Origin of the sequence: Mycolicibacterium chitae, from assembly GCF_900637205.1 — a bacterium.
Classification (GTDB): Bacteria; Actinomycetota; Actinomycetes; order Mycobacteriales; family Mycobacteriaceae; genus Mycobacterium; species Mycobacterium chitae.
In genome coordinates this window covers 1680745-1707244 of sequence record NZ_LR134355.1, presented here as the reverse complement: position 1 = coordinate 1707244, position 26500 = coordinate 1680745, and the positions used below count along the sequence as shown (strand labels likewise).

The window sequence follows — 26500 nt, the reverse complement described above, 5'->3', positions numbered from 1 at the left end:
CGGATGTAGCCCCCAATTCGACGGGTCGACATGCCAAGATCGACCTCGGGCGAGGTCCATTCGGCCTGCTCAAAACCCCTTGGCGCACTTGGACTCTCACTGACATGAACACGAACGGCCAGTTACACGAAGCGGTTTCACAGCCAACTGTGAGCGCCGCCACTCCGGAACCGATCGCCATCGTCGGCATCGGTTGTCGCCTCGCGGGCGACCTCACCACCGTCGCGCAGTTCTGGCAGTTCCTGCTCGAGGGGCGCAGCGCCGTGCGGGAGGTACCCAGCGAACGCTGGGAGCCCTACCTGCGGCGCGACCCGCGCAACGCCGCGGTGCTCAGCGAGACCACCACGCTGGGCACGTTCCTCGACGACCTGGCCGGCTTCGATGCCGAATTCTTCGGGGTCTCGCCGCGCGAGGCCGAACTGATGGACCCGCAGCAGCGCCTGGCCCTCGAGGTCAGCTGGGAGGCCCTCGAGCACGCCGGGGTGCCGCCCCGGGCGCTGGCCGGCTCCGACACCGCGGTGCTGATGGGCGTCAACTCCGACGACTACGGCAAGTTGCTGATGGAGGACCTGCCCGGCATCGAGGCGTGGACCGGGATCGGCACCTCGCTGTGCGGCATCGCCAACCGGGTCTCCCACCTGCTGGATCTGCGCGGACCCAGCGTGGCGCTGGACGCGGCCTGCGCGGCCTCGCTGGTGGCCGTGCACCAGGCCTGCCAGTTGCTGCGCGCCGGCGAGACCTCGCTGGCGCTGGCCGGCGGCGTCAGCGCGTTGATCGGGCCCGGGCTGACCCGGGTGCTCGACCAAGCCGGCGCCACCGCCCCCGACGGGCGCTGCAAGACCTTCGACGCCGCGGCCGACGGCTACGGCCGCGGCGAGGGCGCCGCGGTGGTGGTGCTCAAGCGGCTCACCGACGCCGAACGCGACGGCGACCGGGTGCTGGCCGTGGTCCGCGGCGGAGCCGTGGCCCAGGACGGTCGCACCGTCGGGATCATGTCCCCCAACGGCGCCGCGCAGGCCGACCTGTTCCGGCTGACCTGCCAGACCGCCGGCGTCGACCCCGCAACCGTCGATTTCATCGAGGCGCACGGCACCGGCACCCCCACCGGCGATCCCGTCGAGGTGGGCGCGCTGGCCGAGGTCTACGGCGCGGCGCGCCCCGACGACGATCCCGCGCGCATCGGCTCGGTCAAGCCCAACACCGGTCACCTCGAGGGTGGCGCCGGGGCCGTCGGCCTGATCAAGGCCGTGCTGGCCCTGCACCACGAGACCATTCCGCCGACCGCCGGCATCCAGACGCTGACCCCCGCGGTGGACTGGGCCGACACCGGCCTGCGGGTCCCCACCGAGGCCGAGGCCTGGCCGCGGCGCGCGGATCGCCCGCGCCGCGCCGCGGTCTGCAGCTACGGCTACGGCGGCACCATCGCCCACGTGCTGCTCGAGGAGGCGCCGGCCGCCGCGACCCCGCCGGCTCCGCACCCGCTCGCGGGGCCGGTCTCAGAGCCGGTCATCGTGCCGGTCTCGGCGCGCTCGCAGACGCGCCTGGCGGCCCAGGCCGCCGCGCTGGCAACACATCTCACGGAACATCCGCTCGGGCTCACCGAGGTGGCCGCCGCACTGTGGGCACGCCGCTCGCACGAATCCGTGCGGGCCGCCGTCATCGCCGAGGACCGCGCGCAGTTGGTCGCAGGACTACAGGCCCTCGCCAACGACATCCGCGACCCGGACGTCGTCGTCGGCCACGTGTTGCCCAAGGCCGCCGACGGCGCGGTGTGGGTGTTCTCCGGGCACGGCTCGCACTGGCCGGAGATGGGCCGCGAACTGCTGTCCACCGAACCCGCCTTCGCCGCGGTCGTCGACGAGATCGATCCGATCTTCGGCGCCGAGTTGGGCTTCTCCGCCCGCGCCGCGCTGAGCACCGGTGAACTGGGCGGCACCGATCAGGTCCAGGCGCTGACCTTCGCCATGCAGGTCGGCCTGGCGGCGGTGCTGCGCCGGCGCGGGGCCCAACCGGCCGCGGTGATCGGCCATTCGGTCGGCGAGGTCGCCGCCTGCGTGACCGCCGGGGTGTTCGACCTGGCCCAGGGCGCCGCGGTGGCGTGCTACCGGGCCCGCGGCTTCCGCGCCGTGCTGGGTCAGGGGGCCATGGCGCTGGTGCAACTGCCGTTCGACGAGGCGGCGCGCCGCCTCGGGGAGCGCACCGACGTCGTCGCGGCCATCAGTTCCTCACCGACGTCCACCGTCATCTCCGGGCACCAGGGGGCGGTCGAACAGATCGCCGCCGACTGGTCCGAGGCCGGCGTGATGGTGCGCCGGGTGAAGACCGACGTCGCCTTCCACAGCCCGGCCATGGACGCGCTGACCGGCGAACTCGGCCGGCTCACCGGCGCGCTGCCGCCGTCGCGGCCCGCGCGGGTGCCGCTGTACACCACCGCGCTGGCCGACCCGCGCTCGACGGTGGCCCGCGGCCCCGACTACTGGGTGGCCAACCTGCGGGACCGGGTGCGCTTCGCCGAGGCGGTCACCGCGGCCGCCGAGGACGGCCATCGCCTGTTCCTGGAGGTCTCGGCGCACCCGGTGGTGTCGCATTCCGTCGTGGAAACGTTGCTGCACTTGGGGATCGACGAACACGCCGCCGTCGGCGTGCTGCGTCGCGAGCAGTCTCCCGTCCGCAGCGTCGCCGCGGCCGTGGCCGCGCTGCACTGCCACGGCGCCCCGGTGGACCACGGGGCGGCATCGCGCCCGTGGGCCCACGATCTGCCCGGCACCCAGTGGCAGCACCGACATTTCTGGCGCACGCCGAGCACGCCCCCGGCCGGGCGCGGCCTGCACGATGTGCACAGCCACACCCTGCTGGGCGGTCCGCTGGAGATCACCGGCGGCGTGCCGGCCCGGGTCTGGGAGACCCGCCTCGACATGGCGACGCGGCCCTACCCCGCCAACCACCCCGTGCAGGGCACCGAGATCATCCCGGCGGCCGTGCTGCTCAACACCTTTCACACCGCGGCCGGCGGCGATGTCACCGATGTGCACCTGCGCACCCCGGTGGCGCCCGCGCGCACCCGCGACGTGCAGGTGGTGCTGCAGGATCAGGCGCTGAGCATCGCCAGCCGCCTGGTCAGCGAGGACGACCCCGGCGTCGGTGGCTGGCTGACGCACTCGACCGCGCTGGTCGCCGCCGACCCGCGTCCCGACGTCGCCCCGCTCGACGAGCAGGCCGTCCGGGCCCGCTGCGGCACCGAATTGGCACCGGACTACGTGGTGGAGCGGCTCGCGACGCTCGGCGTGGCCGAGATGGGCTTCGGCTGGCAGGTGGTGGATCTGCGCCAGGGCGACGGCGAATTCCTCGCGCAGGTGCGGGCCAATCCCGACGGCTCCCGGCCGGACACCTGGGCCGGCCTGCTGGACGCGGCCACCTCGGTGGCCTCGACCGTGTTCGACGGACCGCCCCGGCTGCGCATGCCGGCCCGCATCGAACGGGTGAGCATCCTTGCCGCACCGTCGGATTCGGTGCTGCTGCATGTGCAGCGCCGGCCCGGGACGACCTGCACCGACGTGGTCATCGCCGACCTGACCGGCACCCCGCTGGTGGTGCTCACCGGGATGGCGTTCGAGGAACTCGAGAACGCCGCCGGCGACGTCAATCGCGTGCTGCACCAGGTCAACTGGCACCCCACCGAGTACGCCGAACAGGCCCGGCCGGCGCACGTGGCGCTGGTCGGCGGCGACGCCGAGACGCGCAGCTGGTGCCAACGCGACCTCGCCGCCGCGCGGGTGAGCGCCAGCGTGCACGCCGATCCGGCCGACCTCCCGGCCGATCTGGGCCCGGATGCCATCGTGCTGGTGCTGCCCGACGCCGAGCACAGCGCACTCGACGCGGTGGACACCGTGCTGGGAACCCTGAAACACCTGCTGGACAAGGGCATCGATGCGCGCCTGTGGGCGCTCACCCAGCGCGTGCACGAGGGCTGCGGTTTCGACCGCTCGCCGCTGTGGGGCCTGTCGCGGGTCGCCACCACCGAACACCCGCAGCTGTGGGGCGGGGTGCTCGACCTCGCCGACCGACACCTGCCGCTGGGGGCGCTGGCCACCCTGGCCGGCCACGCCGTGGTGGTCGTGCGCGACGGCGTGGCGCTCACCGCCCGGCTGGGCAACCTCGAATCCGCCACCGGTACGCCGATGGAATGCTCACCGGCGGGCAGCTACCTGATCACCGGCGGCACCGGCGTGCTGGGCCTGCGGATGGCCGAACGGCTGGCCGATCTGGGTGCGCGCCGGCTGGTGCTGCTGTCCCGCTCCGGCCTGCCGTCGCGCGCCACCTGGGACACCGCCGAGAACCAGCAGCAGATCCGCGCCGTCGCCGCGCTGGAGGAACGCGGGGTCTCGGTGCACGTCTCGCGGCTGGACATCGCCGCCGACGGCGCGGCCGAGCAACTGCGCGAGTTGCTGACCGAACTGCCGCCGGTGCGCGGCGTCGTGCACGCCGCGGGCGTGGAAGCCGGTGTGTTCCTGGCGAATACGACCATCGACGAGATCGCCACGACCATGCACCCCAAGGTCGACGGCGCGCTGGCCCTGCACGAGATGTTCCCGCCCGGGCAGCTGGACTGGATGGTGCTGTTCTCGTCGTGCGGCTACCTGGCCGGCTTCCCGGGGCAGGGCGCCTACGCCTGCGGCAACGCGTTCCTGGATGCGTTGGCGCGGCACCGCCGCGAACTCGGCGACGCCACCACCAGCGTGGCGTGGACCGCGTGGCGCGGACTCGGCATGGGTTCGGACTCCGGATTCGTTGCCGCCCAACTCGATGCGCTGGGCATGGACACCATCGGCGCCGACGACGCGATGCGCGCACTGGACGTGGCGATGCGGTCCGGACAGGCGAACCCGGTGGTGCTGCCGGTGCTGCCGGACGCGGTGTCGGTGCCGATCCTGGCCGACGTGGCGGCCGCCGCGGTCGCCGAATCCGCGGCGTCCGACGACGCACCCGCGGGACCCGTCGGTCCCGGCGACATGGACACCCCGGAATGGGTTGCCGAACAGGTGCTCTCGGCGGTGGCGGGCGAACTCGGGCTGCCCGCCGACAGCGTCGACACCCGGCTTCCGCTGGTCGAGATCGGGGTCGATTCGATCATGACGGTGTCGTTGCGGCGGCAGCTCGAGAAGCAGACCGGCCTGTCGCTGCCGCCCACGCTGCTGTGGGAGCACCCGACCGCCGCGGCGGTGACCGCGCGCATCATCGAATTGCTCGATGACGAGATCTCCTCGGCGACCGCCGAAGAGGGCGTCTCGGTCTCCTGACTCAGTCCGACAGCAGGTCGCGCACCACGCCGTCGGCGAGGAGTCGGCCGCGGTCGGTCAGGCGCAGGCGCCGATCCGCCTCGGTGAGCAGGCCGTCGGCCACCGCGGCCCGGGCGCGCCCACGTTCGTCGGCGTCGAGCAGCGTCAGCGGAAGGCCGGTGCGCATCCGGATCTGCAGCAGCACGTCCTCGACGTGCCGGTCCCGCGCGTCGAGCACCTCGAAGCCCGCGATCGGCAGCGCGCCGTCGGCCAATATCTGCGCATAAGCGTTGGGGTGCTTGGCATTCCACCACCGGGTATCGCCGATGAAGCCGTGCGCGCCCGGCCCGGCGCCCCACCACTGGCCGCCGCCCCAGTAGCCCAGGTTGTGCCGGCACTCCGCACCCGGGCGGCTCCAGTTGGAGACCTCGTACCAGCGCAGCCCGGCCTGGGCCAACCAGCCGTCGAGCAGTTCGTAACGCCGGGCCAACACGTCGTCGTCGGGCGCCGGCAGTTCCCCGCGGCGCACCCGGCGCGCGAGCGCGGTGCCGTCCTCGACCACCAGCGCGTACGCCGACAGATGGTCGATGCCGGCATCCAACGCCGCGGCCACCGACCGGCGCAGGTCGTCATCGGTCTCGCCGGGCGTGCCGTAGATCAGGTCCAGGTTGACGTGTTCGAAGCCGGCGGCCTGGGCCTCGCGGGCGGCGTCCAACGCGCGACCCGGCGAGTGCACCCGGTCGAGCACCCGCAACACCGCCGGGGCCACCGACTGCATGCCCAGCGAGACGCGGGTGAACCCGGCGGCCCGGATGCCGGCGAAGAATTCCGGCGAGGTCGACTCCGGGTTGGCCTCGGTCGTGACCTCGGCGTCCGCGGCCAGGGTGAACTCGGCGCGGATCGCGTCGAGCACCGCGGCCAGCCCGGCCCCGCCCAGCAGCGACGGGGTCCCGCCGCCGACGAACACCGTGTCGACCGCCGGACCGGACAGCCGCCGCGCGGCCAGCGCCAACTCCACCCGCACCGCCTCGAGCCAGCCCTGCGGCGTCGCACCCCCGAGTTCGCCCGGCGTGTAGGTGTTGAAGTCGCAGTAACCGCAGCGCGTCGCGCAGAACGGCACATGCACGTAGATGCCGAACGACCCACCGCGAGTCAGCTCGAACTCGGGCGAGGAGGCCTGCAGCGCCCGCATCGTCATGATCGCCAGTGTCCCAGACGATGGGTTTCGTTCACCGCGAGCGGAAATCTGGCCTGATTGGGAGGTCGCGGGTGGTTCATGGCAGAATGGCCGCGTGACCGCCGTACGCAGCTTGACCCACCGAGTTTCTCTGGTGGCGCGTCGGCATGTCGATTTCAAGCGCGTTTGTACCTGTTCTTGTCTGCCGTAACGCGCTGACTTCGGAAGCCCTGCCCACCTGTACGTACAGCTGGCCACCGGACCTGCGCTGCCGGAACAGCCACCGGTAGATGTGCGCACACCGATCGCCAGCTCCTTGATATGAGGAGCATCAATTGACCGAGATCACCGAAGCCCCGCAGAAGGCTGCGGCCCGGCCCGCCAAAAAGCCCCGCTCCGAGGGGCAGTGGGCGCTGGGCGAACGCGATCCGCTGAACCACAACGAGCAGTTCAAGCTCGACGACGACGCGCTGAACGTGCGCGACCGCATCATCAACGTCTACTCCAAGCAGGGCTTTTCGAGCATCGCCAAGGACGACCTGCGCGGCCGGTTCCGCTGGATGGGCCTCTACACCCAGCGCACCGAGGGCTACGACGGCACCTGGACCGGCGACGACAACGCCGACCTGCTGGAAGCCGAGTACTTCATGATGCGGGTGCGCACCGACGGGGCCGCCATGTCCGCGGCCGCGCTGCGCACCCTCGGCCAGATCTCCATCGACTTCTGCCGCGAGAGCGCCGACATCACCGACCGCGGCAACCTGCAGTATCACTGGCTGCGCATCGAGGACGTGCCGGAGGTCTGGCGTCGCCTGGCCGAGCACAACCTGCAGACCATGGAGGCCTGCGGCGACTGCCCGCGCGGCATGCTGGGCTCCCCGCTGGCCGGCGATTCCCTCGACGAGGTGATCGACGGCACCCCCGCGCTCGACGAGATCGTGCGCCGCTACATCGGCAACCCGGCGTTCTCGAACCTGCCGCGCAAGTACAAGACCGCGATCTCGGGCCTGCAGGACGTCGCCCATGAGATCAACGACGTGTCGTTCATCGGCGTGCACCACCCCGAGCACGGCCCCGGCTTCGACCTGTGGGTCGGCGGCGGGCTGTCGACCAACCCGATGCTGGCCCAGCGCCTCGGCGCCTGGGTCCCGCTGGACGAGGTCGCCGACGTCTGGGAGGGCGTCACCTCGGTGTTCCGCGATTACGGCTACCGCCGGCTGCGGTCCAAGGCCCGGCTGAAGTTCCTGATCAAGGACTGGGGCACCGAGAAGTTCCGGAAGGTGCTCGAGGAGGAGTACCTCAAGCGGCCGCTGATCGACGGGCCCGCGCCCGAGCCGGTCAAGCACACCGTCGACCACGTCGGCGTGCAGCGCACCAAGAACGGCCTGAACGCCGTGGGTGTGGCGCCGATCGCGGGCCGGGTCACCGGCACGCTGCTGACCCAGGTCGCCGACCTGGCCGCCGCGGCGGGCTCCGACCGCATCCGCTTCACCCCGTACCAGAAGCTGATCATCCTCGACGTCGCCGACGACAAACTCGACGCGCTGCGGGACGGCCTGGACGCGCTGGGTCTGGAGACCCGCCCGTCGCATTGGCGCAAGAACCTGATGGCCTGCACCGGCATCGAGTACTGCAAGCTCAGCTTCGCCGACACCCGCGGGCGCGCCCAGCATCTGGTGCCCGAACTCGAGCGCCGCCTCGAGGACCTCAACACCCAGCTGGACGTTCCCGTCACGGTGAACATCAACGGCTGCCCCAACTCGTGCGCCCGCATCCAGGTCGCCGACATCGGCTTCAAGGGGCAGATGGTCGACGACGGCGACGGCCCCGAGGAGGGCTTCCAGGTGCACCTGGGCGGCGCGCTGGGGCTCGACAGTGGCTTCGGCCGCAAGCTGCGCGGCCACAAGGTGCTGGCCAGCGAGCTCGGTGACTACATCGAGCGGGTGGTGCGCAACTTCGTGAAACAACGCGGCAGCCAAGAGCGTTTCGCAGAGTGGGCCGTTCGGGCCGACGATGACGATTTGAAGTGAGACGCTGATGACTGTTGAGGCAAACCACACCACGGAAAGTGAACTGCGGGAGCTTGCCGCCCGCGGGGCCGCGGAACTGGAGGGCGCCGGCGCCGAGGAGTTGTTGCGCTGGACCGACGAGCATTTCGCGGGCCACTACGTGGTGGCGTCGAACATGCAGGACGCGGTGCTGGTGGAGATGGCGGCCAAGGTGCGGCCCGGGGTCGACGTGCTGTTCCTCGACACCGGCTACCACTTCGCCGAGACCATCGGCACCCGCGATGCCGCGGAGCTGGTCTACGACGTCAAGATCGTCAACGTCACGCCCGAGCACACCGTCGCCGAGCAGGACGAACTGCACGGCAAGGACCTGTTCGCGCGCGACGCCGCCGCGTGCTGCCGGATGCGCAAGGTGGAGCCGCTGTCGAAGGCGCTGTCCAGCTACTCGGCGTGGGTGACCGGCATCCGCCGGGTTGAGGCGCCGACGCGCGCCAACGCCCCGCTGATCTCGTTCGACGAGGCGTTCGGCCTGGTGAAGATCAACCCGATCGCCGCCTGGTCCGACGAGCAGATGCAGGACTACATCGAGGCCAACGGCATTCTGGTGAACACCCTGGTCGACGAGGGCTACCCGTCGATCGGTTGCGCACCGTGCACCGCCAAGCCCGCGCCGGGTGAAGATCCGCGCAGCGGACGCTGGCAGGGGCAGGCCAAGACCGAATGCGGACTGCACGCTTCGTGACCTGGTCCCCCACCCTTGTCCTGACCGCCCACGGCAGCGCCGATCCGCGCTCGCCGGCGGTGACGCACGCCGTGGCGGGCCGGATCCGTCGGCTGCGCCCCGAACTCGATGTGCGGGTGGCGTTCTGCGAGCAGAACGCGCCGAACCTGCGCGACGTGCTCGTCTCGCTGGACCGGCCCGCGGTGGTGTCGCCGCTGCTGCTGGCCGACGCCTTCCACGCGCGGGTGGACATCCCGGAGATGATCGACGCCGCCGGCGCCGACGTGCTGCAGGCCCCGGTGCTCGGCGAGGACCCGGCGTTGCTGACGGTGCTGCGCCAGCGGCTCAGCGAGGCCGGGGTATCCGGCGACGACGACGAGATCGGCGTGATGGTGGTGTCGGTGGGCTCGTCCAACGACCTGGCGAACGCCCGGACGGCGACGGTGGCCAAGATGCTGCTCGCCGGAACCCGTTGGGCCGGAGCGCGTACCGCCTTCGCCGCGGGCCCGAACCCGAACCTGGCCGAGGTCGCGCTGCGGCTGCGGACCGCGGGTGCGCGCCGCGTGGTGATCGCGCCCTGGTTCCTGGCGCACGGCCGCATCACCGACCGCATCCTCGATTACGCTGCGGGCCAAGGGATTACCGTGGCCGAGCCGCTGGGCTCGCACAACCTGGTCGCGGCCACGGTGCTGGATCGCTACGACGCGGCCCTGGATCAGCGGGTCGCGGCCTGACTCAGCTCGGCAGGCTCACGGCCTGCGCGGGCGCGGTCTGGGCGTCGCCCGCAATCGGGGGCACGCGGGTGGCCCGGACGTACACCGTGTCGCCGGCCGCGAGATTCAACGCCTCGGCGTCGCCGCGGGTGATCTGCGCGGTGAAGGGCGCGCCGTTGACCGCGCTGGTCAGCTCCACACGCACCTCGAAGCCGAGCACCACGATCCGGTCGATCGTGGCCTTGGTGACGCCTGCGGCCTCCGCGCTATCGTCGACCGCGACGGCCATGTCCGGGTTCAGCCCGACGCGAATGTCATGCGGGCGCACCAGGATTCCGTTCAGCGAAGAAACCGTGCCCAGGAACGACATGACGAACGCGTTGGCGGGCTGGTCGTAGACCTCGGTGGGCGAGCCCACCTGCTCGACGCGGCCCTTGTTGAGCACAGCGATGCGGTCGGCGACGTCGAGCGCCTCGGCCTGATCGTGGGTGACCAGCACGGTGGTGACGTGCACCGTGTCGTGCAGCCGCCGCAGCCAGGTCCGCAGGTCATCGCGCACCTTGGCGTCCAGCGCGCCGAACGGCTCGTCGAGCAGCAGCACCTCCGGGTCGACGGCCAGCGCGCGGGCCAGGGCCATCCGCTGCCGCTGTCCGCCGGAGAGCTGATTCGGATAGCGGTTCTGGAACCCGGCCAACCCGACGACCTCGAGCAGGTTGTCGACCCGCTCCTTGATCTCGGCCTTGGGCTTCTTGCGGATCTTGAGCCCGAAGGCCACGTTGTCGCGCACCGACAGATGCTTGAACGCCGCGTAATGCTGGAAGACGAACCCGATCCCGCGCTTCTGCGGGGGGATCCGGGTGACGTCGCGACCGTTGATGGTGATCGACCCGGTGTCGGGCTCGTCGAGGCCGGCGATGGCGCGCAGCAGCGTCGACTTGCCCGAGCCGCTGGGCCCCAGCAGTGCGGTCAGCGAGCCGGTGGGCACCACGAAGTCGACGTTGTCCAGGGCGGTGAAACTCCCGTAGCGCTTGTTGGCGCCCACTACCGAAATGGCGTTCTCGGTCATCGGATGGGTCTCCTTGCTCAATCTTCGGTCTGGACTCGGGAGCGCTGCGAGTCGAACAGGATCTGCGCGACGAGCACGATCAACGCCACCGCCATCAACACGATCGAAATGGTGTAGGCGCCGTAGGGGTTCCCCAGGACGTAGCGGTCGTGCACCAGCAGCGTTAGGGTCTGCGATTGGCCGGGCAGGTTCGACGACACCATCAGCACGGCGCCGAACTCTCCGAGGGTGCGGGCCACCGTGAGGACCACGCCGTAGGTCAGGCCCCAGCGGATCGAGGGCAGGGTGATCCGCCAGAAGGTCTGCCACCAGCCGGCGCCCAGCATGGCCGCGGCCTCTTCCTGATCGGTGCCCACCTCGTGCAGCACCGGTTCCACCTCGCGGATGACGAACGGGATGGTGACGAACAGGCTGGCCAGCACGATGCCGGGGAACCCGAAGATGATCTTCAGCCCCAGACTGTTCTCCACGAACCCGAACAGGCCGGCACTGCCCCACAGCACGATCAGCGCGACACCGACCACCACCGGCGACACCGCGAACGGCAGGTCGATGATCGCCTGCAGCGCACTCTTGCCACGGAAGCGCTTGCGGGCCAGCACAATTGCCGTCGGTACACCGAAGATGACGTTCAGCGGCACCACGATCGCCACCACCAGCAGCGACAGCTGCAGCGCCGACTGCGCGGCCGGGGTGGTGATCGAAGCCCAGAATTCGCCGATCCCGGGCGCGAAGGCGCGCCACAGGATGGCTCCCAGCGGAACCACCAGCAGCGCAAAGATGTACACCGAGGCGACCAGGCGCAGCGCCAACTGAGCGGGCTTGGACAGCGTCATCCGACCGTCGCCTCCCGCCGCGCGGCCCGCGCCCCGAGGTAGCGCAGCACGAACAGCACCGCGAACGAGATCACCAGCAGCACGATCGAGATGGCCGCCGCACCCACCGGGTCGTCGTTCTCGATCAGCGTGCGGATCCACTGGGAGGAGACCTCGGTCTTGCCCGGGATGGCCCCGCCGATCAGCACGATCGACCCGAACTCGCCGATGGCCCGCGAGAACGCCAGGCCCGCACCGGAAAGCAGCGCCGGCGCCAGCGCGGGCAGGATCACCCGGACGAAGATCGTCAGGTTGTTCGCGCCCAGCGAGGCCGCGGCATCCTCGACCTCGCGGTCCAGTTCCAGCAACACCGGTTGCACCGCGCGCACCACGAACGGCAACGTGACGAAGGCCAGGGCCAGGCCGACACCCCAGGCGGTGTGCTGGATGTGGATGCCCGCGGGGCTGCCGGGACCGTAGAGCGACAGCAGCACCAGGCTGGCCACGATCGTCGGCAACGCGAACGGCAGGTCGATGATCGCGTCGACGGCGCGTTTGAGCGGGAAGTCGTCGCGCACCAGCACCCAGGCGATCAGCAAGCCGAAGACCGCGTTGACCACCGTCACGATCACCGAGATCGTCAGGGTGACCCGGAACGACGCCAGCGCCGACGGGGTGGTGACCGCCGACCAGAACGCGTCCCAGCCGCCCTGGGCCGACGTCCACAAGATCGCGGCCAGCGGCAGCAGGACGATCAGCGACAGCCACAGCACCGCGACGCCGATCTGCAGCGATCCGCGATCGCGGCGCCCCGGCAACCGAAGCCCCCGCCCGGCCGCCGCGGCGGCCGGTTCGGGGTCGACGAGAGTACTCATCCGCGATCCGCTAGCGCTACTCGCTGCCCGGTCATCCCGTGGCCTGCTTGTAGATCTGGGTGATGGTGCCGTGGTCCTTGTCGAACAGCTTGGCGTCCACCTCGCCCCAGCCGCCGAGATCGTCGATGGTCCACAGCTTCTCGGGGGCCGGGAACTTCTCGGCGAACTCCTCGGCCACCGCCGGGTCGACGGGACGGAAACCGGCTTCGGCCCACACCCGCTGCGCCTCGGGGGTGAACTGGAAGTTCACGAACTGCCGGGCCTTCTCGACGTGCTTGCTGGTGTTGACCACGGCGACCGGGTTCTCGATCTTGAAGGTCTGCGCCGGGTTGACGTACTCCAGATCGAAGTTCAGCGCCTCGTTCTCGTAAGCCAACAGCACATCGCCGGTGCCCTGCCGGAACACGTCGGTGGCCTCGCGACCCGACCCCGGGCGCAGCTTCACGTGCTCCTTGACCAGTTCTTCGACGAAAGCGATGCCGGCCTCATGGTCCTCGCCGCCGTTGCTCTTCGCCGCGTACGGAGCCAGCAGATTCCACTTGGCGGACCCGGAACTCAGCGGGCTGGGGGTGATCACCTCGATGTCGTCGCGCAGCAGGTCGTCCCAGGTCTGGATGTTCTTCGGGTTGCCCTCGCGCACCGCAAAGGTCACCAGCGAACCGAACGGCACCCCCTTGTGAGCGCTGCTGTTCCAGTCCTCGTCGACCAGGCCGGCCTTGACCAACCGGGTGATGTCGGGCTCGACGGAGAAGTTGACGAGGTCGGCCGGCTTGCCGGACTCCACGCCGCGGGACTGATCCCCAGAGGCGCCGTAGGACGCCGTCACCCCGACTCCCTCGCCCTCGGGGGTGGCCGCGAACGCCGGGCCCACCTTCGACCAGCCCGGCTCCGGGACCGCGTAGGCCACGAGCGTGAGCGTGGTGTCGGCGTCGGGAGCCGCGCCCTCGCCGGCGACATCGCTGGCACCGCCGCCGCAGGCCGCGACCAGGGTGGTCGTCAGGGCCAACGCGGCCAGCGCACCGAGGCGCTTGGACGACGTGATGACATTGCGCATAAAACGGCCTTTCCTCATAACGGACTTTAGGGAAAAAGAATCCCGCCCAAACGGAAAGACGATGGCTCAGTACTCGAGGCTACGACGCAGCTCGCACCGACGCCAGACCGCAGACGGGCTGGTGATCAGCGACAACAGCAGACATCGGCGACAGCAGAAAAACCCACGGCAATGAGGGCCAAGACATGGCCGCCCTTGTTGCCGGTCGCTGTGCGCATGGCGGGAAGCGTAACAGAAACGCCCCGGTTCGCCCGGCGCGGGACCGACTGATCAGCGCGTCAGCAGCCACATCACGACGACGAACACCACCAGCAGCACCAACGCCAAGGTCACCCGTGATCGCGGCATGGATTTCACTTCCCGTCCCCGTCGGCTTGTCGACCGCCCCGAACGGCGGCGGTGAGGCGGTTGCTCACCCGGATGGTGTTCCCCAGCGCGGCGTCGAGCAGCAAGGCGATGCCGTAGGCCAAGGCGAGCACGACGGGCATCACCACCAGCGTCTGCAGCACGAAGTCCAGGCCGGACAGCCACAGCTCGACGCCGTCCCACCAACTCAGAAACCCGTCCATCGCCACCACCCTACGAGCACCGGCCGGCCACGCCCGCCCAGCCCGGGTGCAAGACCGGCGAAAGTGGACGCCGGCAGCGTCGAGAGCCGATGATGTGCCAATGGCAATTGACACCGGGACCAACCAGAGCCCCCCTTTCACTGCCACCGCGCCCGTGCCCTACGTGCCGTCGGGTCCGCTGCGCAACGCGTTCCCGCCGATCGCCGACTACGGGTTTCTGTCGGACTGCGAGAACACCTGCCTGATCAGCTCGGCCGGCTCGGTGGAATGGCTGTGCGTGCCGCGGCCGGACTCGCCCAGCGTCTTCGGCGCCATCCTGGACCGCGGCGCCGGCCATTTCCGGCTCGGCCCCTACGGGGTATCGGTGCCCTCGGCGCGGCGCTACCTGCCCGGCAGCCTTATCCTCGAGACCACCTGGCAAACCCACACCGGCTGGCTGATCGTGCGCGAGGCCCTGGTGATGGGCCCGTGGCACGACATCGAGTCGCGGTCGCGCACGCATCGCCGCACCCCGATGGACTGGGATGCCGAACACATCCTGCTGCGCACCGTGCGCTGCGTGTCCGGCACGGTCGAGTTGGTGATGAACTGCGAGCCCTCGTTCGATTACCACCGCATCCCCGCCACCTGGGAGTACTCCGCGGCCGCCTACGGCGAGGCCATCGCCCGGGCCAGCCGGGACGCCGATGCGCATCCGACGCTGCGGCTGACCACCAACCTGCGGCTGGGCCTCGAAGGCCATCAGGCCCGGGCGCGCACCCGGCTGACCGAGGGCGACAACGTGTTCGTCGCGCTGAGTTGGTCCAAGCATCCGGCGCCGCAGACCTACGAAGAAGCCGCCGAGAAGATGTGGAAGACCAGCGAGGCCTGGCGGCAGTGGATCAACATCGGCGACTTCCCCGACCATCCGTGGCGGTCCTATCTGCAGCGCAGCGCCCTGACGCTGAAGGGGCTGACCTACTCCCCGACCGGCGCGCTGCTGGCGGCGAGCACCACGTCGCTGCCGGAAACGCCGCAGGGCGAACGCAATTGGGACTACCGCTACGCGTGGGTGCGGGACTCGACGTTCGCGCTGTGGGGGCTCTACACCCTGGGCCTGGACCGCGAGGCCGACGACTTCTTCTCGTTCATCGCCGACGTCTCCGGCGCCAACAACGGCGAACGGCATCCGCTGCAGGTGATGTACGGCGTCGGCGGGGAGCGCAGCCTGGTCGAGGACGAACTGCACCACCTGTCCGGCTACGACAACGCACGGCCGGTGCGGATCGGCAACGGCGCCTACAACCAGATGCAGCACGACATCTGGGGCACCATGCTCGACTCGGTGTACCTGCACACCAAGTCCCGCGAGCAGATTCCCGAGACGCTGTGGCCGGTGCTCAAGAAGCAGGTCGAGGAGGCCATCAAGCACTGGCGCGAACCGGACCGCGGGATCTGGGAGGTGCGCGGCGAACCGCAGCACTTCACCTCCAGCAAGATCATGTGCTGGGTGGCGCTGGACCGCGGCTCCAAGCTCGCCGAACTCCAGGGCGAGAAGAGCTACGCCCAGCAGTGGCGCGCCATCGCCGAGGAGATCAAGGACGACGTGCTGCGCCACGGGGTCGACGAGCGCGGCGTGCTCACCCAGCGCTACGGCGATCCGGCGCTGGACGCCTCGCTGCTGCTGGCGGTGCTGACCCGGTTCCTGCCGCCGGACGACCCCCGAATCCGCGCCACCGTGCTGGCCATCGCCGAGGAGTTGACCCACGACGGGCTGGTGCTGCGGTACCGCGTCGAGGAGACCGACGACGGGCTGACGGGCGAGGAGGGCACCTTCACCATCTGTTCGTTCTGGCTGGTGTCGGCCCTGGTCGAGATCGGCGAGATCCACCGCGCCCGGCATCTGTGCGAGCGGCTGCTCTCGTTCGCCAGCCCGCTGCACCTCTACGCCGAGGAGATCGAACCCCGCACCGGGCGGCACCTGGGCAACTTCCCGCAGGCGTTCACCCACCTGGCGTTGATCAACGCCGTCGTGCACGTGATCCGCGCCGAGGAGGAGGCCGACAGCTCCGGGGTGTTCGTGCCCGCCAACGCGCCGATCTAGCGCCGGTTGATCCAGCTCAGCGCACGTAGGCGGCCAGGTTCTCGCCGAGTTCGTCGAACAGCGCCTGGTTCAGGTTGAACGCCACCTTCACCTCGTCGACTACGCGCGCCTTGTCGGCGGGGCTGAGGTCGAGCTCGTCGAGGCGGGTGCGGTAGGCGTCCTTGTACGGCTTGGGCTTGGCGATGTCGGGGAACGCGTAGAACGCCGTACCGGCACCGTCGAGGTCGAAGCTGCGCTCCAGGATCCGGCCGATCGCCTGCCCGCCGGACAGATCGCCCAGGTAGCGGGTGTAGTGGTGGGCCAGCAGGTCGCCGCCCCAGTCGCGGCTGCGCAACCGCTCGGCGTACTCGGTGGCCGCGGGGCTGTCGGTGTCGTACGGCGCGCCGGGCGCCCAGTGGTCGAGGTCGGCTTCCAGCGCGGCGCGGCGCTCCACCGCCGGGTCGTAGACGGCGGCCACCGCGGGGTCGCTGCGCCGCGCTGAGATCGCGTCCTCGAGGGCCACGTAGACCGTGTGCAGCCGCTGCAGGTAGGCGGTGTAACCCGCCGCGTTGATCCGGCCGGCCAGCAGTTCCACGGTGAAATCCGAGTTCTCCGCGGCATCGTGCTCGGCCTCCGAACCCTCCCGCATCGCGGTGGACAGCTGCTGTTCGGCCAGTGCGGTGCTCGTCATCGACACTCCCTTGTGCGGTTGGACGCCTGCGGACCACCCTAGGTGGCGCCGGCCGGTTCGTCGCCCGCTCTTACAGCGGCAGGCCGTCGCGCTCGGCGTCGGCGCGGTAGCGCTCCACCCACTCGTCGGAGCGCTGGTCGGCCTGGCGTTCCAGCACGGGGGGCGGCGCCAGCCCGGGATCCTCGCCGAGCGCCTCGAGCACGGTGCCGACGGTCTGGGTCAGGTTGCGCCACAGCACCGGATACGGCACCTCGATGGGATGCACGTCCTCCTCGACGAACCAGTTGCGCCAACCGTCATCCTGGGCGCGCAGCATCGTCACCACGTGCGCGATGGCCCCGGCGTGGTACTCGGCGCGCGCGTCGCGGACCGGGTCGGGCCGCCCACGCCAGACCCGGGTCTGCACCGCCCGCCAGAACGAGACGGCCTGGGACACCACGTCGGGCCGGTAGACGTGGACCAGCACGGGGTCGGAGCCGACGACGTCGCGGATGGCAGCCAGCAGGCCCTCCCCGGAGCGGTCCGGCAGGTTCTTGGCGCGCTGCAACAGCAGCGGGACCTGGTTCCACATCAGCTTGCCGCCCCAGGTCCCGTTGGGGGTGCGGCCGACCGTGCGGATGTAGTCGCGCCAGATCTCGGCCGGCGCCAGATCCGGCGTCCCCTCGACGAGCGGGTCCAGCAGCGTCAGGATCGTGGGGTCCTCGATATCGGCGAACCACTCGCGCGGCTGCGGGGACATGCTGGTGTGCGGCAGGTACTGGAAGAACTCCTGCGGTTCGCCGGCCACCCCGGTGGCCCGCAGCGATTCCACCAGCAGCGTGCTGCCGCTGCGCTGGGAGGCCAGAACGAGGTACGCCGTCGGTGTCTCGGACATTCGCGAGAGCCTAGTAGCAATTCAATCGGGCCGCGCACCTCCGTGATTTTGTTCAGTCCGAAGGTAACTCTTGTTCGGCCTGCGGTTTCATGCCTCTTTCCGAGGACGCGGCCGACCGACTCGGATAGGGAATGCCCTTGATGTGCGCATAAGTGCGGGTATAGCGGTCCGATATCCGGGTGCCGGCGAACTCCGACGGAATGACGTCGTTGGTCTCTTCGCGCCACTCGTTGAGGCGCAGCGCGAATTCCTGCGCGACCGATTCCATTTTCTGGCTGTCCGCACTGGTCAGCAAGTTGTTCAGTTCACGCGGGTCGGCGCGCAAATCGTAGAGTTCGCGGCGGGGCCGGGGGCCGTCGATCTGACCGGCCAACGCCCGACCCGGGGCACTGTCCTCGATGTCCCACGGCAAGTCCAGGACCGGCCGGTCCGCGTAATTCTCGATGTAGCTGTAATCCTTGGTGCGAATGGCCCGAATGGGGTCGAATGAATCGTGGTAAGTCTTGCTCGTATACACCGCCGAGCGCATTTCTTCGGCATTCTCCAGCAAATTTGCGGCTTGGGAAATTCCCTCCACCTCCGCGGGCACCTCGACGCCGAGGACATCGAGCAGCGTGGGCAACAGATCCACCCCGCTGAAGAGTTCGTCACAGACCCGCGGCGCCACCTTCCGGGCCCGCGGCGGGCGGACGATCAGCGCGATCCCCGTGCCCGCGTCGTAGAGCGTGGACTTCGCCCGCGGCAGGGCCGGGCCGTGATCGGTGACGAAGACCACCCAGGTGTTCTCGTCGAGTCCGGTGTCGGCCAGCGTGTCGAGCAGTTGCCCGACCGCCGCGTCGGCCACGGTGATCGACCCGTAAAAATCAGCGAGATCCTGACGCACCTCCGGGGTATCGGGCAGATAGTCCGGGACCCGTACCGCCGACGGATCGGCCGGTTCGTAGCGGTCGTGAGGATAGGGCCGGTGGGTCTCGAAGAATCCCGCCGTCAACAGGAAGGGTTGCGCTGGGGGGCGGCGCAGCCACTCGACGGCGCGTTCGACGACGTATTCGCAGTACGAATTGGACACGTCGAACTCGTCGAAGCCCAGCCTCGACGGGAAGCTCGACTCGTGCTGCATACCGAAAAGAGCGGTGTGCCAGCCGGATTCGGAAAGCAGCGCGGGCAGCGTCCGGACCCCGGACCGGTACTCCCAACCGTGGTGGGCCAACCCGACCAGGCCGTTGCTGTGCGGATGGCGGCCGGTGAACAACGATCCCCGCGACGGCGAGCACAACGGTGCGGTGGCATGAGCCCGGGTGAACAGCACGCCTTCGCCGGCCAGCGCGTCCAGACAGGGACTGTGCACGCCGGGGTTTCCGTAAACACCCAGGTAGCGGCCCAGATCGTGCCAATGTACGAGGAGAACGTTCTCGTTGGCGGTCACAATCCCACCTTGCCTGATGGCCTCGGGATGCGCGCTGGTGGGCTGCGTTGCCGACAGGTTCACCGGCACCCGCTAGTCTCGATCTGACGAATCTGAGCTGCATCAGAAGGGCGGTCATGGGCACTATCTACAACGACGTCAGCGAATTGGTCGGGCGCACGCCGCTCGTCCGACTCAACCGCCTCACCGAAGGCCTCGGTGCGCAGGTGCTGGCCAAGCTCGAGTTCTACAACCCGGCCAATAGTGTCAAGGACCGCATCGGTGTCGCCATCATCGACGCGGCCGAGGCCGCGGGCGCGCTGCGTCCAGGCGGCACCATCGTCGAGGCCACCAGCGGCAACACCGGGATCGCGCTGGCCATGGTCGGTGCCGCCCGCGGTTACCGGGTCATCCTGACCATGCCCGACACCATGTCCACCGAGCGTCGCGTGATGCTGCGCGCCTTCGGCGCCGAGATCGTCCTGACCCCGGGATCGGAGGGGATGGCCGGCGCCGTGGCGCGCGCCAAGCAGATCATCTCCGAGACCGAGAACGCGGTGGCCGCAGACCAATTCGCCAACCCCGCCAACCCGGAGATCCACGAGCGCACCACCGGTGCGGAGGTCTGGACCGACACCGACGGCGCCGTCGACATCTTCGTCGCGGGCATCGGCACCGGCGGCACCCTGACCGGTGCGGGCCGCTACCTCAAGGCGCGCAAGCCCGAGGTCAAGATCGTCGGCGTGGAACCGCTGGACTCCCCCATCCTCAACGGTGGCGACCCCGGTCCGCACAAGATCCAGGGCATCGGCGCCAACTTCATCCCCGAGGTGCTCGACCGCGGTGTCTACGACGAGATCATCGACGCCACCTTCGAGGACTCGATCCGGATCGCCCGCGCACTGGGCACCGACGAGGGCATCCTGGGCGGGATCTCGGCGGGCGCAAACGTCTGGGCCGCACTCGAATTGGCCAAACGCCCGGAGAACGCGGGCAAGCAGATCGTGGTCATCATCCCCGACTTCGGCGAGCGCTACGTGTCGACTCCGCTGTTCGAACACATCCGGGACTGAGGACCTATGGCGCTGTTGGCCACGCTGCGTGAGGACCTGCGCAACGCCCGAGCACACGACCCGGCCGCGCGCGGGGACGTGGAGAACGCGCTGGTGTACTCCGGGCTGCACGCCATCTGGGCGCACCGGCTGGCGCATCGGATGTGGGCGCGACCGGCGCTGCGCGGCCCGGCGCGGATCCTCATGCAGGCCGTCCGCGCGTTCACCGGGATCGAGATCCATCCCGGCGCCACCATCGGCCGACGCTTCTTCATCGACCACGGCATGGGCGTGGTGATCGGCGAGACCGCCGAGATCGGTGACGACGTGATGCTCTATCACGGGGTGACCCTCGGTGGCCGCACGCTGCAACAGGTCAAGCGGCATCCCACCATCGGCAACCGGGTCACCATCGGCGCCGGCGCGAAGGTGTTGGGACCGTTGACCATCGGCGACGACAGCGCCGTCGGCGCCAACGCCGTCGTCACCCGGGACGTGCCGGCCGAGTCGATCGCGACCGGCATCCCGGCGGTGGTGCGGCAGCGCTCGGCCAAGGAACGCGAGCAGGCCGTCGACCCGACCAGCTACATCGACCCCGCGATGTACATCTGAGGGCTACTTCTTGGTGGTCTTGTCGCCCGCGGAATCGGTGGACAGCGCGGCCACGAAGGCCTCCTGCGGGACCTCGACCCGACCGATGGTCTTCATCCGCTTCTTGCCCTCCTTCTGCTTCTCGAGCAGCTTGCGCTTACGGCTGATGTCGCCGCCGTAGCACTTGGACAGCACGTCCTTGCGGATGGCCCGGATGTTCTCGCGGGCAATGATCTTCGAGCCGACCGCGGCCTGCACCGGCACCTCGAACTGCTGCCGCGGGATGAGCTCCTTGAGCTTGGTGGTCATCTTGTTGCCATAGGCAAACGCCGAGTCCTTGTGCACGATCGCGCTGAACGCGTCGACGGCCTCACCCTGCAACAGGATGTCGACCTTGACCAGCTGCGACTGCTGCTCGCCGGCCTCCTCGTAGTCCAGGCTGGCGTACCCGCGGGTGCGCGACTTCAACGCGTCGAAGAAATCGAAGATGATCTCCCCCAGCGGCATCGTGTAGCGCAGTTCGACGCGCTCGGGCGACAGGTAGTCCATGCCGCCGAGTTCGCCGCGCCGCGACTGGCACAGCTCCATGATGGAGCCGATGAACTCGCTGGGCGCGATGATGGTGGTCTTGACCACCGGCTCGTAGATCTCGGCCACCTTGCCCTCGGGCCAGTCCGACGGGTTCGTCACCGTCATCTCGGTGCCGTCGTCCTTGCGGACCCGGTAGACCACGTTGGGCGAGGTGGAGATCAGGTCGAGGTCGAACTCGCGCTCCAGCCGCTCGCGGGTGATCTCCATGTGCAGCAGGCCCAGGAAACCGCACCGGAAACCGAAGCCCAGCGCCACCGAGGTCTCCGGCTCCCACGTCAGCGCCGCGTCGTTGAGCTGCAGCTTCTCCAGCGCGTCGCGCAGGTTCGGGTAATCCGAGCCGTCCACCGGATACAGCCCGGAGTACACCATCGGCTTGGGTTCGCGGTAGCCGGTCAGCGGCTCCTCGGCGCCCTTGCGGGCGGTGGTGACGGTGTCACCGACCTTGGACTGGCGGACGTCCTTCACGCCGGTGATCAGGTAGCCGACCTCGCCGACGCCGAGGCCGTCGCTGGCCTTGGGCTCGGGCGAGACGATGCCCACCTCGAGCAGTTCGTGGGTGGCCCCGGTGGACATCATCGCGATGCGCTCGCGCGGCATGATCTTGCCGTCGACCACGCGGACGTAGGTGACCACGCCGCGGTAGATGTCGTAGACCGAGTCGAAGATCATCGCCCGGGCCGGAGCGTCGGCGTTGCCCTGCGGCGCCGGCACCTGCCGCACCACCTCGTCGAGCAGCTCGGTCACGCCCATCCCGGTCTTGCCCGAGACCCGCAGCACGTCGTCGGGTTCGCAGCCGATGATGTGGGCGATCTCGCCGGCGTAGCGGTCCGGGTCCGCGGCGGGCAGGTCGATCTTGTTGAGCACCGGGATGATGGTCAGGTCCCGGTCCAGCGCCAGGTACAAGTTGGCCAGCGTCTGCGCCTCGATGCCCTGGGCCGCATCGACCAGCAGCACCGCACCCTCGCAGGCCTCCAGCGCGCGCGACACCTCGTAGGTGAAGTCGACGTGGCCGGGCGTGTCGATCAGGTGCAGCACGAACTCCTCGTCGCCGACGCGCCACGGCAGCCGGACGTTCTGTGCCTTGATGGTGATCCCGCGCTCGCGCTCGATGTCCATCCGGTCCAGGTACTGGGCACGCATCGAACGGTCGTCGACCACGCCGGTGAGCTGCAACATCCGGTCGGCCAGGGTGGACTTCCCGTGGTCGATGTGGGCGATGATGCAGAAATTCCGAATCTGCGCCGGCGCAGTGAACGTCTTGTCGGCGAAGCTGCTGATGGAAATCTCCTGGTAGGTCGGCCTGTCAGGCGCGATGGGACGTGTCCAGAGTAGCCAGCGAACGACCTCGGCTCACAATCGAGCGTGTCCGGGAGCGCTTATGCTTCAGCTATGGCGTCGCAATGGAGGCCGCTGCAGCAGGTTCTGAAGGTCACCGAGCATCTGGTGTTCAACGAGGCACCGAAATTGATCCGCAATCTGCAGAACCCGCAGGCCGTGCAGCGCGGTATCCAGCAGGGTCTTCAGCAGGGGCTGAAGATCGGCGTCGACGCGCTGGTCGGGGCCACGGTCGCCCCACCCGCGGCCATCACCACGGGCCGGCCGGTCACCCACACCATCGTGCCGACGGCCCACCGGGCGCGCCGGATCTCGTATGCCCCCGACCTCGACGGTCAGGCCGATCCGGGCGAGATCGTCTGGACCTGGGTGGTCTACGAGGACGACCCGAGCCGCGGCAAGGACCGTCCGGTGCTGGTGGTCGGCCGGGACCGCAAGGTCCTGCTCGGCCTGATGCTGTCCAGTCAGCAGCACCACGCCGACGACCGGCACTGGGTCGGGATCGGCGCGGGCCCCTGGGACGGTGAGGGCCGGCCGAGCTGGGTGCGGCTGGACCGGGTGCTCGACGTCCCCGAGGAGGGCATCCGCCGCGAGGGCGCCATCCTGGACCGCACCAAGTTCGATATCGTCGCGACGCGGCTGCGCGCGGAGTACTCCTGGAGCTGACGCGGTTGCCTGCGACTGATCAGCGCGGCTCGCGCCACATCTGCCACATCGTCGGGCCGTCGTCGGGCAGGGGGATCTCGCCGGTCACCTCGAACCCGAACCGCTGGTAGTAGGGCAGGTTGTCGGGGTTGCTGGACTCCAGATAGGCCGGGGCGAACTCGGCATCGACACGGTCCAGGCGCGATTTCATCAGCGCGTGGCCGTAGCCGCCGCCGCGGAAGGTGGGGTCGCTGCCGATCACGCCCAAATACCAGTGCGGCTCCTCGGGATGATGCTTCTTCATCAGCTCGCTCATCTGTTGCCCGCGCTGGAAGCGCGAACCGAACGCGCTGACGAAGGAGGCCAACATGCGCAGGTCCTGCCAGCCGGACGTCTTCCACTGACCCGGCGGTGTCCACAGCGCGGCCGCCGCGATGTGCGCCCCGTCGGTGGCGACCTCGCACGCGCCGTGCGCCAGGAACTGGTGCCGGGTGATCGTCGCGAACATCTTGGGCAGGACCTTGGCGCGCCGGCCGGCCTCCGGCAGCATCCACGTCATCACCGGATCGTCGAAGAACGCGCGGCCCAGCGTGTGCGCCAGTTCGCGGATGTCGGTCTTTCGGGCGGCCGCGACTTCGGGGGCGGCGTCGGGGGAAAGCACCCGTTCAGCCTGTCATAGCAAAGTCCGAGGGTCAGCCCTGGGTGATGTAGGCCTGCAGCTGTTCCTGCTCGGACTGCAGTTCCTCCAGGCGGGTCTTGACGATGTCGCCAATGCTGACGATCCCGACCAAACGGCCGTCGACCAGCACCGGGATGTGGCGCACCCGATTGGTGGTCATCATCTCGGAAAGCTCGTCGACCGAGGAATCCAGCCCGCAGGTGGCCACCGCGGGGGTCATGATCTGGGCCACCGGCAACTCGAGAATGGCCGGGCCCTTTTCGTAGAGGCGGCGCACCACGTCGCGCTCGGAGACCATGCCGGCGATCACCCCCGCCGAGCCGACGACCACCATGGCGCCGATGTTGGCCTCGGCCAGCCCGGTCAGTAGCTCTCGTACCGACGCCTGCGGGCTCACCGTCGCGACGTCGGCCCCCTTGCTCCTCAGGACATCCGCGATCCGCATCGCAACCTCCACAGCTGTGATCCAGTTCACACCAGACTAGGCGCGATCGTCCGCCCGCGAAAGGTTTCGGCGAACCATTGGGCACGGTGCCGTCACGTCTCGGTGAACGACGGATGCCATTTCGCGAGATTTCCCGCCGCCGCGACGGCGGTGTGAGATACCCAGCGCATGGCCATCGAGATCACCCTGTTGGGCACCGGCAGTCCCATCCCCGACCCGCACCGCGCGGGCCCGGCCACCCTGGTCCGGACCGGCGGTCAGACGCTGCTGGTGGACTGCGGCCGCGGCGTGCTGCAACGCGCGGCGGCGGTGGACGTCGGGGCCAACAACCTCGACGCCCTGCTGCTCACCCATCTGCACAGCGACCACATCACCGACCTGGGTGACGTGATCATCACCCGGTGGGTGACGACTTTCGACGCGCAGGCCGCGCCGTTGCCGATCATCGGCCCGCCCGGCACCGCCGAGGTGGTGCGGGCGACGCTCGAAGCGTTCGGTTTCGACATCGGCTACCGGATCGCGCACCACGACGACCTGACCGAACCGCCCCCGCTGGAGGTGCACGAGTACACCGAGGGCCCGGTGTGGGACCGCGAACCGGTGCGCATCACCGCCGCGCCGACCGATCATCGACCGGTGGAGCCCACGCTGGGATTCCGCGTGGACTGCGAGGGCACCGCGGTGGTGCTCGCCGGCGACACCGTGCCGTGCGCCGGCCTGGATGACCTGAGCGCCGGCGCGGACGCCCTGGTGCACACCGTCATCCGCGAGGACCTGGTGAATCAGATACCGATGCAACGATTCAAGGACATCTGCGACTATCACTCGTCGGTGCAACAGGCGGCGGCCACCGCCGCGCGCGCCGGGGTGGGCACGCTGATCCTCACCCACTACGTCCCGGCGATCGCCCCCGGACAGGAGGAGCAGTGGCGGCAACTGGCGGCCACCGAGTTCGACGGCCGCATCGAACTCGGCGACGACCTGCATCGGGTGCAGGTCGGCTGAGGCCGCCGGTCAGGCCAGCCGGGTGATCTCCACGACGACGTCGAGGTCGGTGGAACCCGCGCCGGAGTAGATACCCTTCAGCGGCGTCACGTCCGAGTAGTCGCGGCCCACCCCGACGCTGATGTACTGCTGGTTGATGCCGGTGTCGTTGGTCGGGTCGTAGTACCACCACTCGCCGGTCCACGCCTGGATCCAGGCGTGGCTCTGCCCGTCGACGGTGTCGCCGACGGCGGCGTCGCGGTGCGGGTGCAGATAACCCGACACGTAGCGCGCCGGAATCCCCATCCCCCGCAACAGGATCAGCGTCAGGTGCGCGAAATCCTGGCACACGCCCTTGCCCTCGCGCAGCGCATCCAGGCCCGAGGAATGCACCCCGGTGGTGCCCGCGACGTAGGTCAGCTCGCCCTGCACCCAGCGCGCCGCCTCGATGACGGCCCCCTGCGGGTCGTGATCCCTGGCGATGCGGCGCCCGACCCGCTCGATGCGCTTGCTCGCCGGCGTGTAGTGGGTGGGGCTGAGCATCTCGTTGTAGCGGTCCGCCACGGCCTCCGAGGCCAGGTCGTCCCAACTCACCGAATTCTGCGGCGCTTCGGGCTGTTCGGTCTCCACCACCGACGACGCGGTGACCTCGAGTTCGGTGTGCGGGGCGTGCAGATCGAACGCCGTGACGGCGGTGCCCCAGTAGTCGACGTAGCGGTAGGACCGGGTGGCCGGCACCGTCTCGACCCGGTTGAGGATCACGTTCTGCCGCTGATCCGACCGCGGCGTCAGCCGCGCCTCGTTGAACGAGGCGGTCACCGCGGACTGGTAGGCATACCCCGTCGCGTGCACCACGCGCAGCCGCCACATC

At 69.6% G+C, this 26500-nt stretch carries 24 protein-coding genes; 10 read left to right on the top strand and 14 right to left on the bottom strand.

What is annotated here, in order from left to right:
- The first annotated feature begins 104 nt into the window (after positions 1-104).
- Entirely contained in the window at positions 105-5297 is a 5193-nt protein-coding gene (locus tag EL338_RS08190; RefSeq protein ID WP_126333301.1) for a type I polyketide synthase, read from the top strand.
- A 1-nt stretch (position 5298) separates the two neighbouring features.
- On the opposite strand, the gene hemW is transcribed toward EL338_RS08190, so the two are convergent.
- A complete protein-coding gene (gene hemW, locus EL338_RS08185) occupies positions 5299-6474 on the bottom strand; it encodes a radical SAM family heme chaperone HemW (protein WP_126333299.1) in 1176 nt (391 codons plus the stop codon).
- Between hemW and EL338_RS26895 the strand changes: the two genes are divergently transcribed.
- The 4 genes from EL338_RS26895 to EL338_RS08170 all read left to right on the top strand — a co-directional run bounded on the left by EL338_RS26895 (position 6407) and on the right by EL338_RS08170 (position 9917).
- Entirely contained in the window at positions 6407-6664 is a 258-nt protein-coding gene (locus tag EL338_RS26895) for an Ms4527A family Cys-rich leader peptide (protein WP_353961623.1), read from the top strand. The two genes, hemW and EL338_RS26895, sit on opposite strands and share 68 nt — an antisense overlap.
- A 124-nt stretch (positions 6665-6788) precedes the next feature.
- Positions 6789-8483 carry a nitrite/sulfite reductase gene (locus EL338_RS08180; RefSeq protein WP_276005601.1) on the top strand — a complete coding sequence of 565 codons (1695 nt, stop codon included), beginning with the start codon at positions 6789-6791 and terminating at the stop codon, positions 8481-8483.
- A 7-nt stretch (positions 8484-8490) separates the two neighbouring features.
- The gene (locus tag EL338_RS08175; protein ID WP_126333298.1) at positions 8491-9204 is read left to right on the top strand and encodes a phosphoadenylyl-sulfate reductase; all 714 of its coding nucleotides are present in this window, start codon (positions 8491-8493) and stop codon (positions 9202-9204) included.
- Entirely contained in the window at positions 9183-9917 is a 735-nt protein-coding gene (locus EL338_RS08170; protein WP_126333297.1) for a sirohydrochlorin chelatase, read from the top strand. Before EL338_RS08175 ends, EL338_RS08170 begins: the two co-directional genes overlap by 22 nt.
- Position 9918: 1 nt before the next feature.
- Here EL338_RS08170 and EL338_RS08165 read toward each other — a convergent pair whose 3' ends face one another.
- The 6 genes from EL338_RS08165 to EL338_RS08145 all read right to left on the bottom strand — a co-directional run bounded on the left by EL338_RS08165 (position 9919) and on the right by EL338_RS08145 (position 14275).
- Positions 9919-10962, bottom strand: coding sequence for a sulfate/molybdate ABC transporter ATP-binding protein (locus tag EL338_RS08165; protein ID WP_126333296.1), 1044 nt, complete (start codon positions 10960-10962; stop codon positions 9919-9921).
- Positions 10963-10979: 17 nt separating this feature from the next.
- Positions 10980-11798 (bottom strand): sulfate ABC transporter permease subunit CysW, encoded by an 819-nt coding sequence (gene cysW, locus EL338_RS08160; protein ID WP_126333295.1) that lies wholly within the window; start codon positions 11796-11798, stop codon positions 10980-10982.
- On the bottom strand, positions 11795-12652 hold the full coding sequence (gene cysT / locus EL338_RS08155) for a sulfate ABC transporter permease subunit CysT (RefSeq protein WP_126333294.1): 858 nt from the start codon (positions 12650-12652) through the stop codon (positions 11795-11797). Before cysT ends, cysW begins: the two co-directional genes overlap by 4 nt.
- 31 nt (positions 12653-12683) lie before the next feature.
- Positions 12684-13706 (bottom strand): sulfate ABC transporter substrate-binding protein, encoded by a 1023-nt coding sequence (locus EL338_RS08150; RefSeq protein ID WP_126333293.1) that lies wholly within the window; start codon positions 13704-13706, stop codon positions 12684-12686.
- Positions 13707-13831: 125 nt separating this feature from the next.
- Entirely contained in the window at positions 13832-13924 is a 93-nt protein-coding gene (locus tag EL338_RS26890; RefSeq protein ID WP_353961622.1) for an Ms4533A family Cys-rich leader peptide, read from the bottom strand.
- A 135-nt stretch (positions 13925-14059) separates the two neighbouring features.
- The gene (locus EL338_RS08145; protein ID WP_126333292.1) at positions 14060-14275 is read right to left on the bottom strand and encodes a hypothetical protein; all 216 of its coding nucleotides are present in this window, start codon (positions 14273-14275) and stop codon (positions 14060-14062) included.
- Between the two features lie 100 nt (positions 14276-14375).
- Here EL338_RS08145 and EL338_RS08140 point away from each other — a divergent pair, with 100 nt between their 5' ends.
- Entirely contained in the window at positions 14376-16358 is a 1983-nt protein-coding gene (locus EL338_RS08140; RefSeq protein WP_126333291.1) for a glycoside hydrolase family 15 protein, read from the top strand.
- 16 nt (positions 16359-16374) lie between these two features.
- Here EL338_RS08140 and EL338_RS08135 read toward each other — a convergent pair whose 3' ends face one another.
- The 3 genes from EL338_RS08135 to EL338_RS08125 form a co-directional block, all read right to left on the bottom strand.
- Positions 16375-17028 carry a biliverdin-producing heme oxygenase gene (locus EL338_RS08135; protein ID WP_126333289.1) on the bottom strand — a complete coding sequence of 218 codons (654 nt, stop codon included), beginning with the start codon at positions 17026-17028 and terminating at the stop codon, positions 16375-16377.
- A 70-nt stretch (positions 17029-17098) separates the two neighbouring features.
- Positions 17099-17902 carry a trehalose 2-sulfotransferase gene (gene stf0 / locus EL338_RS08130; protein WP_126333287.1) on the bottom strand — a complete coding sequence of 268 codons (804 nt, stop codon included), beginning with the start codon at positions 17900-17902 and terminating at the stop codon, positions 17099-17101.
- 52 nt (positions 17903-17954) lie between these two features.
- Positions 17955-19328, bottom strand: coding sequence for a sulfatase family protein (locus EL338_RS08125; protein WP_126333285.1), 1374 nt, complete (start codon positions 19326-19328; stop codon positions 17955-17957).
- Between the two features lie 116 nt (positions 19329-19444).
- Here EL338_RS08125 and cysK point away from each other — a divergent pair, with 116 nt between their 5' ends.
- A complete protein-coding gene (gene cysK / locus EL338_RS08120) occupies positions 19445-20380 on the top strand; it encodes a cysteine synthase A (RefSeq protein ID WP_126333283.1) in 936 nt (311 codons plus the stop codon).
- A gap of 6 nt (positions 20381-20386) precedes the next feature.
- Entirely contained in the window at positions 20387-20971 is a 585-nt protein-coding gene (gene epsC / locus EL338_RS08115) for a serine O-acetyltransferase EpsC (protein ID WP_126333281.1), read from the top strand.
- Positions 20972-20974: 3 nt separating this feature from the next.
- On the opposite strand, the gene lepA is transcribed toward epsC, so the two are convergent.
- A complete protein-coding gene (gene lepA, locus EL338_RS08110) occupies positions 20975-22855 on the bottom strand; it encodes a translation elongation factor 4 (RefSeq protein ID WP_126333280.1) in 1881 nt (626 codons plus the stop codon).
- A gap of 75 nt (positions 22856-22930) precedes the next feature.
- Here lepA and EL338_RS08105 point away from each other — a divergent pair, with 75 nt between their 5' ends.
- Complete coding sequence (locus EL338_RS08105; protein ID WP_126333278.1) at positions 22931-23542, top strand: type II toxin-antitoxin system PemK/MazF family toxin; 612 nt, start codon at positions 22931-22933, stop codon at positions 23540-23542.
- A 19-nt stretch (positions 23543-23561) separates the two neighbouring features.
- On the opposite strand, the gene EL338_RS08100 is transcribed toward EL338_RS08105, so the two are convergent.
- Both EL338_RS08100 and EL338_RS08095 read right to left on the bottom strand, forming a co-directional pair.
- Positions 23562-24182 (bottom strand): GNAT family N-acetyltransferase, encoded by a 621-nt coding sequence (locus tag EL338_RS08100; protein ID WP_235666405.1) that lies wholly within the window; start codon positions 24180-24182, stop codon positions 23562-23564.
- Between the two features lie 31 nt (positions 24183-24213).
- Complete coding sequence (locus tag EL338_RS08095; RefSeq protein WP_126333277.1) at positions 24214-24645, bottom strand: CBS domain-containing protein; 432 nt, start codon at positions 24643-24645, stop codon at positions 24214-24216.
- Positions 24646-24813: 168 nt separating this feature from the next.
- Here EL338_RS08095 and EL338_RS08090 point away from each other — a divergent pair, with 168 nt between their 5' ends.
- The gene (locus tag EL338_RS08090) at positions 24814-25650 is read left to right on the top strand and encodes a ribonuclease Z (protein ID WP_126333275.1); all 837 of its coding nucleotides are present in this window, start codon (positions 24814-24816) and stop codon (positions 25648-25650) included.
- A gap of 9 nt (positions 25651-25659) precedes the next feature.
- On the opposite strand, the gene EL338_RS08085 is transcribed toward EL338_RS08090, so the two are convergent.
- On the bottom strand, positions 25660-26499 hold the full coding sequence (locus EL338_RS08085; RefSeq protein WP_126333273.1) for a transglutaminase family protein: 840 nt from the start codon (positions 26497-26499) through the stop codon (positions 25660-25662).
- Position 26500: the final 1 nt, after the last annotated feature.

Bases quoted from the DNA above. Each gene is read 5' to 3' on its own strand.
- EL338_RS08190 (WP_126333301.1), top strand. From the start codon at position 105: ATGAACACGAACGGCCAGTTACACGAAGCGGTTTCACAGCCAACTGTG.
- EL338_RS26895 (WP_353961623.1), top strand. From the start codon at position 6,407: ATGCCGAACGACCCACCGCGAGTCAGCTCGAACTCGGGCGAGGAGGCC.
- hemW (WP_126333299.1), bottom strand. From the start codon at position 6,474: ATGACGATGCGGGCGCTGCAGGCCTCCTCGCCCGAGTTCGAGCTGACT.
- EL338_RS08175 (WP_126333298.1), top strand. From the start codon at position 8,491: ATGACTGTTGAGGCAAACCACACCACGGAAAGTGAACTGCGGGAGCTT.
- EL338_RS08170 (WP_126333297.1), top strand. From the start codon at position 9,183: ATGCGGACTGCACGCTTCGTGACCTGGTCCCCCACCCTTGTCCTGACC.
- EL338_RS08165 (WP_126333296.1), bottom strand. From the start codon at position 10,962: ATGACCGAGAACGCCATTTCGGTAGTGGGCGCCAACAAGCGCTACGGG.
- cysW (WP_126333295.1), bottom strand. From the start codon at position 11,798: ATGACGCTGTCCAAGCCCGCTCAGTTGGCGCTGCGCCTGGTCGCCTCG.
- cysT (WP_126333294.1), bottom strand. From the start codon at position 12,652: ATGAGTACTCTCGTCGACCCCGAACCGGCCGCCGCGGCGGCCGGGCGG.
- EL338_RS08150 (WP_126333293.1), bottom strand. From the start codon at position 13,706: ATGCGCAATGTCATCACGTCGTCCAAGCGCCTCGGTGCGCTGGCCGCG.
- EL338_RS26890 (WP_353961622.1), bottom strand. From the start codon at position 13,924: ATGCGCACAGCGACCGGCAACAAGGGCGGCCATGTCTTGGCCCTCATT.
- EL338_RS08145 (WP_126333292.1), bottom strand. From the start codon at position 14,275: ATGGACGGGTTTCTGAGTTGGTGGGACGGCGTCGAGCTGTGGCTGTCC.
- EL338_RS08140 (WP_126333291.1), top strand. From the start codon at position 14,376: ATGGCAATTGACACCGGGACCAACCAGAGCCCCCCTTTCACTGCCACC.
- EL338_RS08135 (WP_126333289.1), bottom strand. From the start codon at position 17,028: ATGACGAGCACCGCACTGGCCGAACAGCAGCTGTCCACCGCGATGCGG.
- stf0 (WP_126333287.1), bottom strand. From the start codon at position 17,902: ATGTCCGAGACACCGACGGCGTACCTCGTTCTGGCCTCCCAGCGCAGC.
- cysK (WP_126333283.1), top strand. From the start codon at position 19,445: ATGGGCACTATCTACAACGACGTCAGCGAATTGGTCGGGCGCACGCCG.
- epsC (WP_126333281.1), top strand. From the start codon at position 20,387: ATGGCGCTGTTGGCCACGCTGCGTGAGGACCTGCGCAACGCCCGAGCA.
- EL338_RS08105 (WP_126333278.1), top strand. From the start codon at position 22,931: ATGGCGTCGCAATGGAGGCCGCTGCAGCAGGTTCTGAAGGTCACCGAG.
- EL338_RS08095 (WP_126333277.1), bottom strand. From the start codon at position 24,645: ATGCGGATCGCGGATGTCCTGAGGAGCAAGGGGGCCGACGTCGCGACG.
- EL338_RS08090 (WP_126333275.1), top strand. From the start codon at position 24,814: ATGGCCATCGAGATCACCCTGTTGGGCACCGGCAGTCCCATCCCCGAC.
- EL338_RS08085 (WP_126333273.1), bottom strand. From the start codon at position 26,499: ATGTGGCGGCTGCGCGTGGTGCACGCGACGGGGTATGCCTACCAGTCC.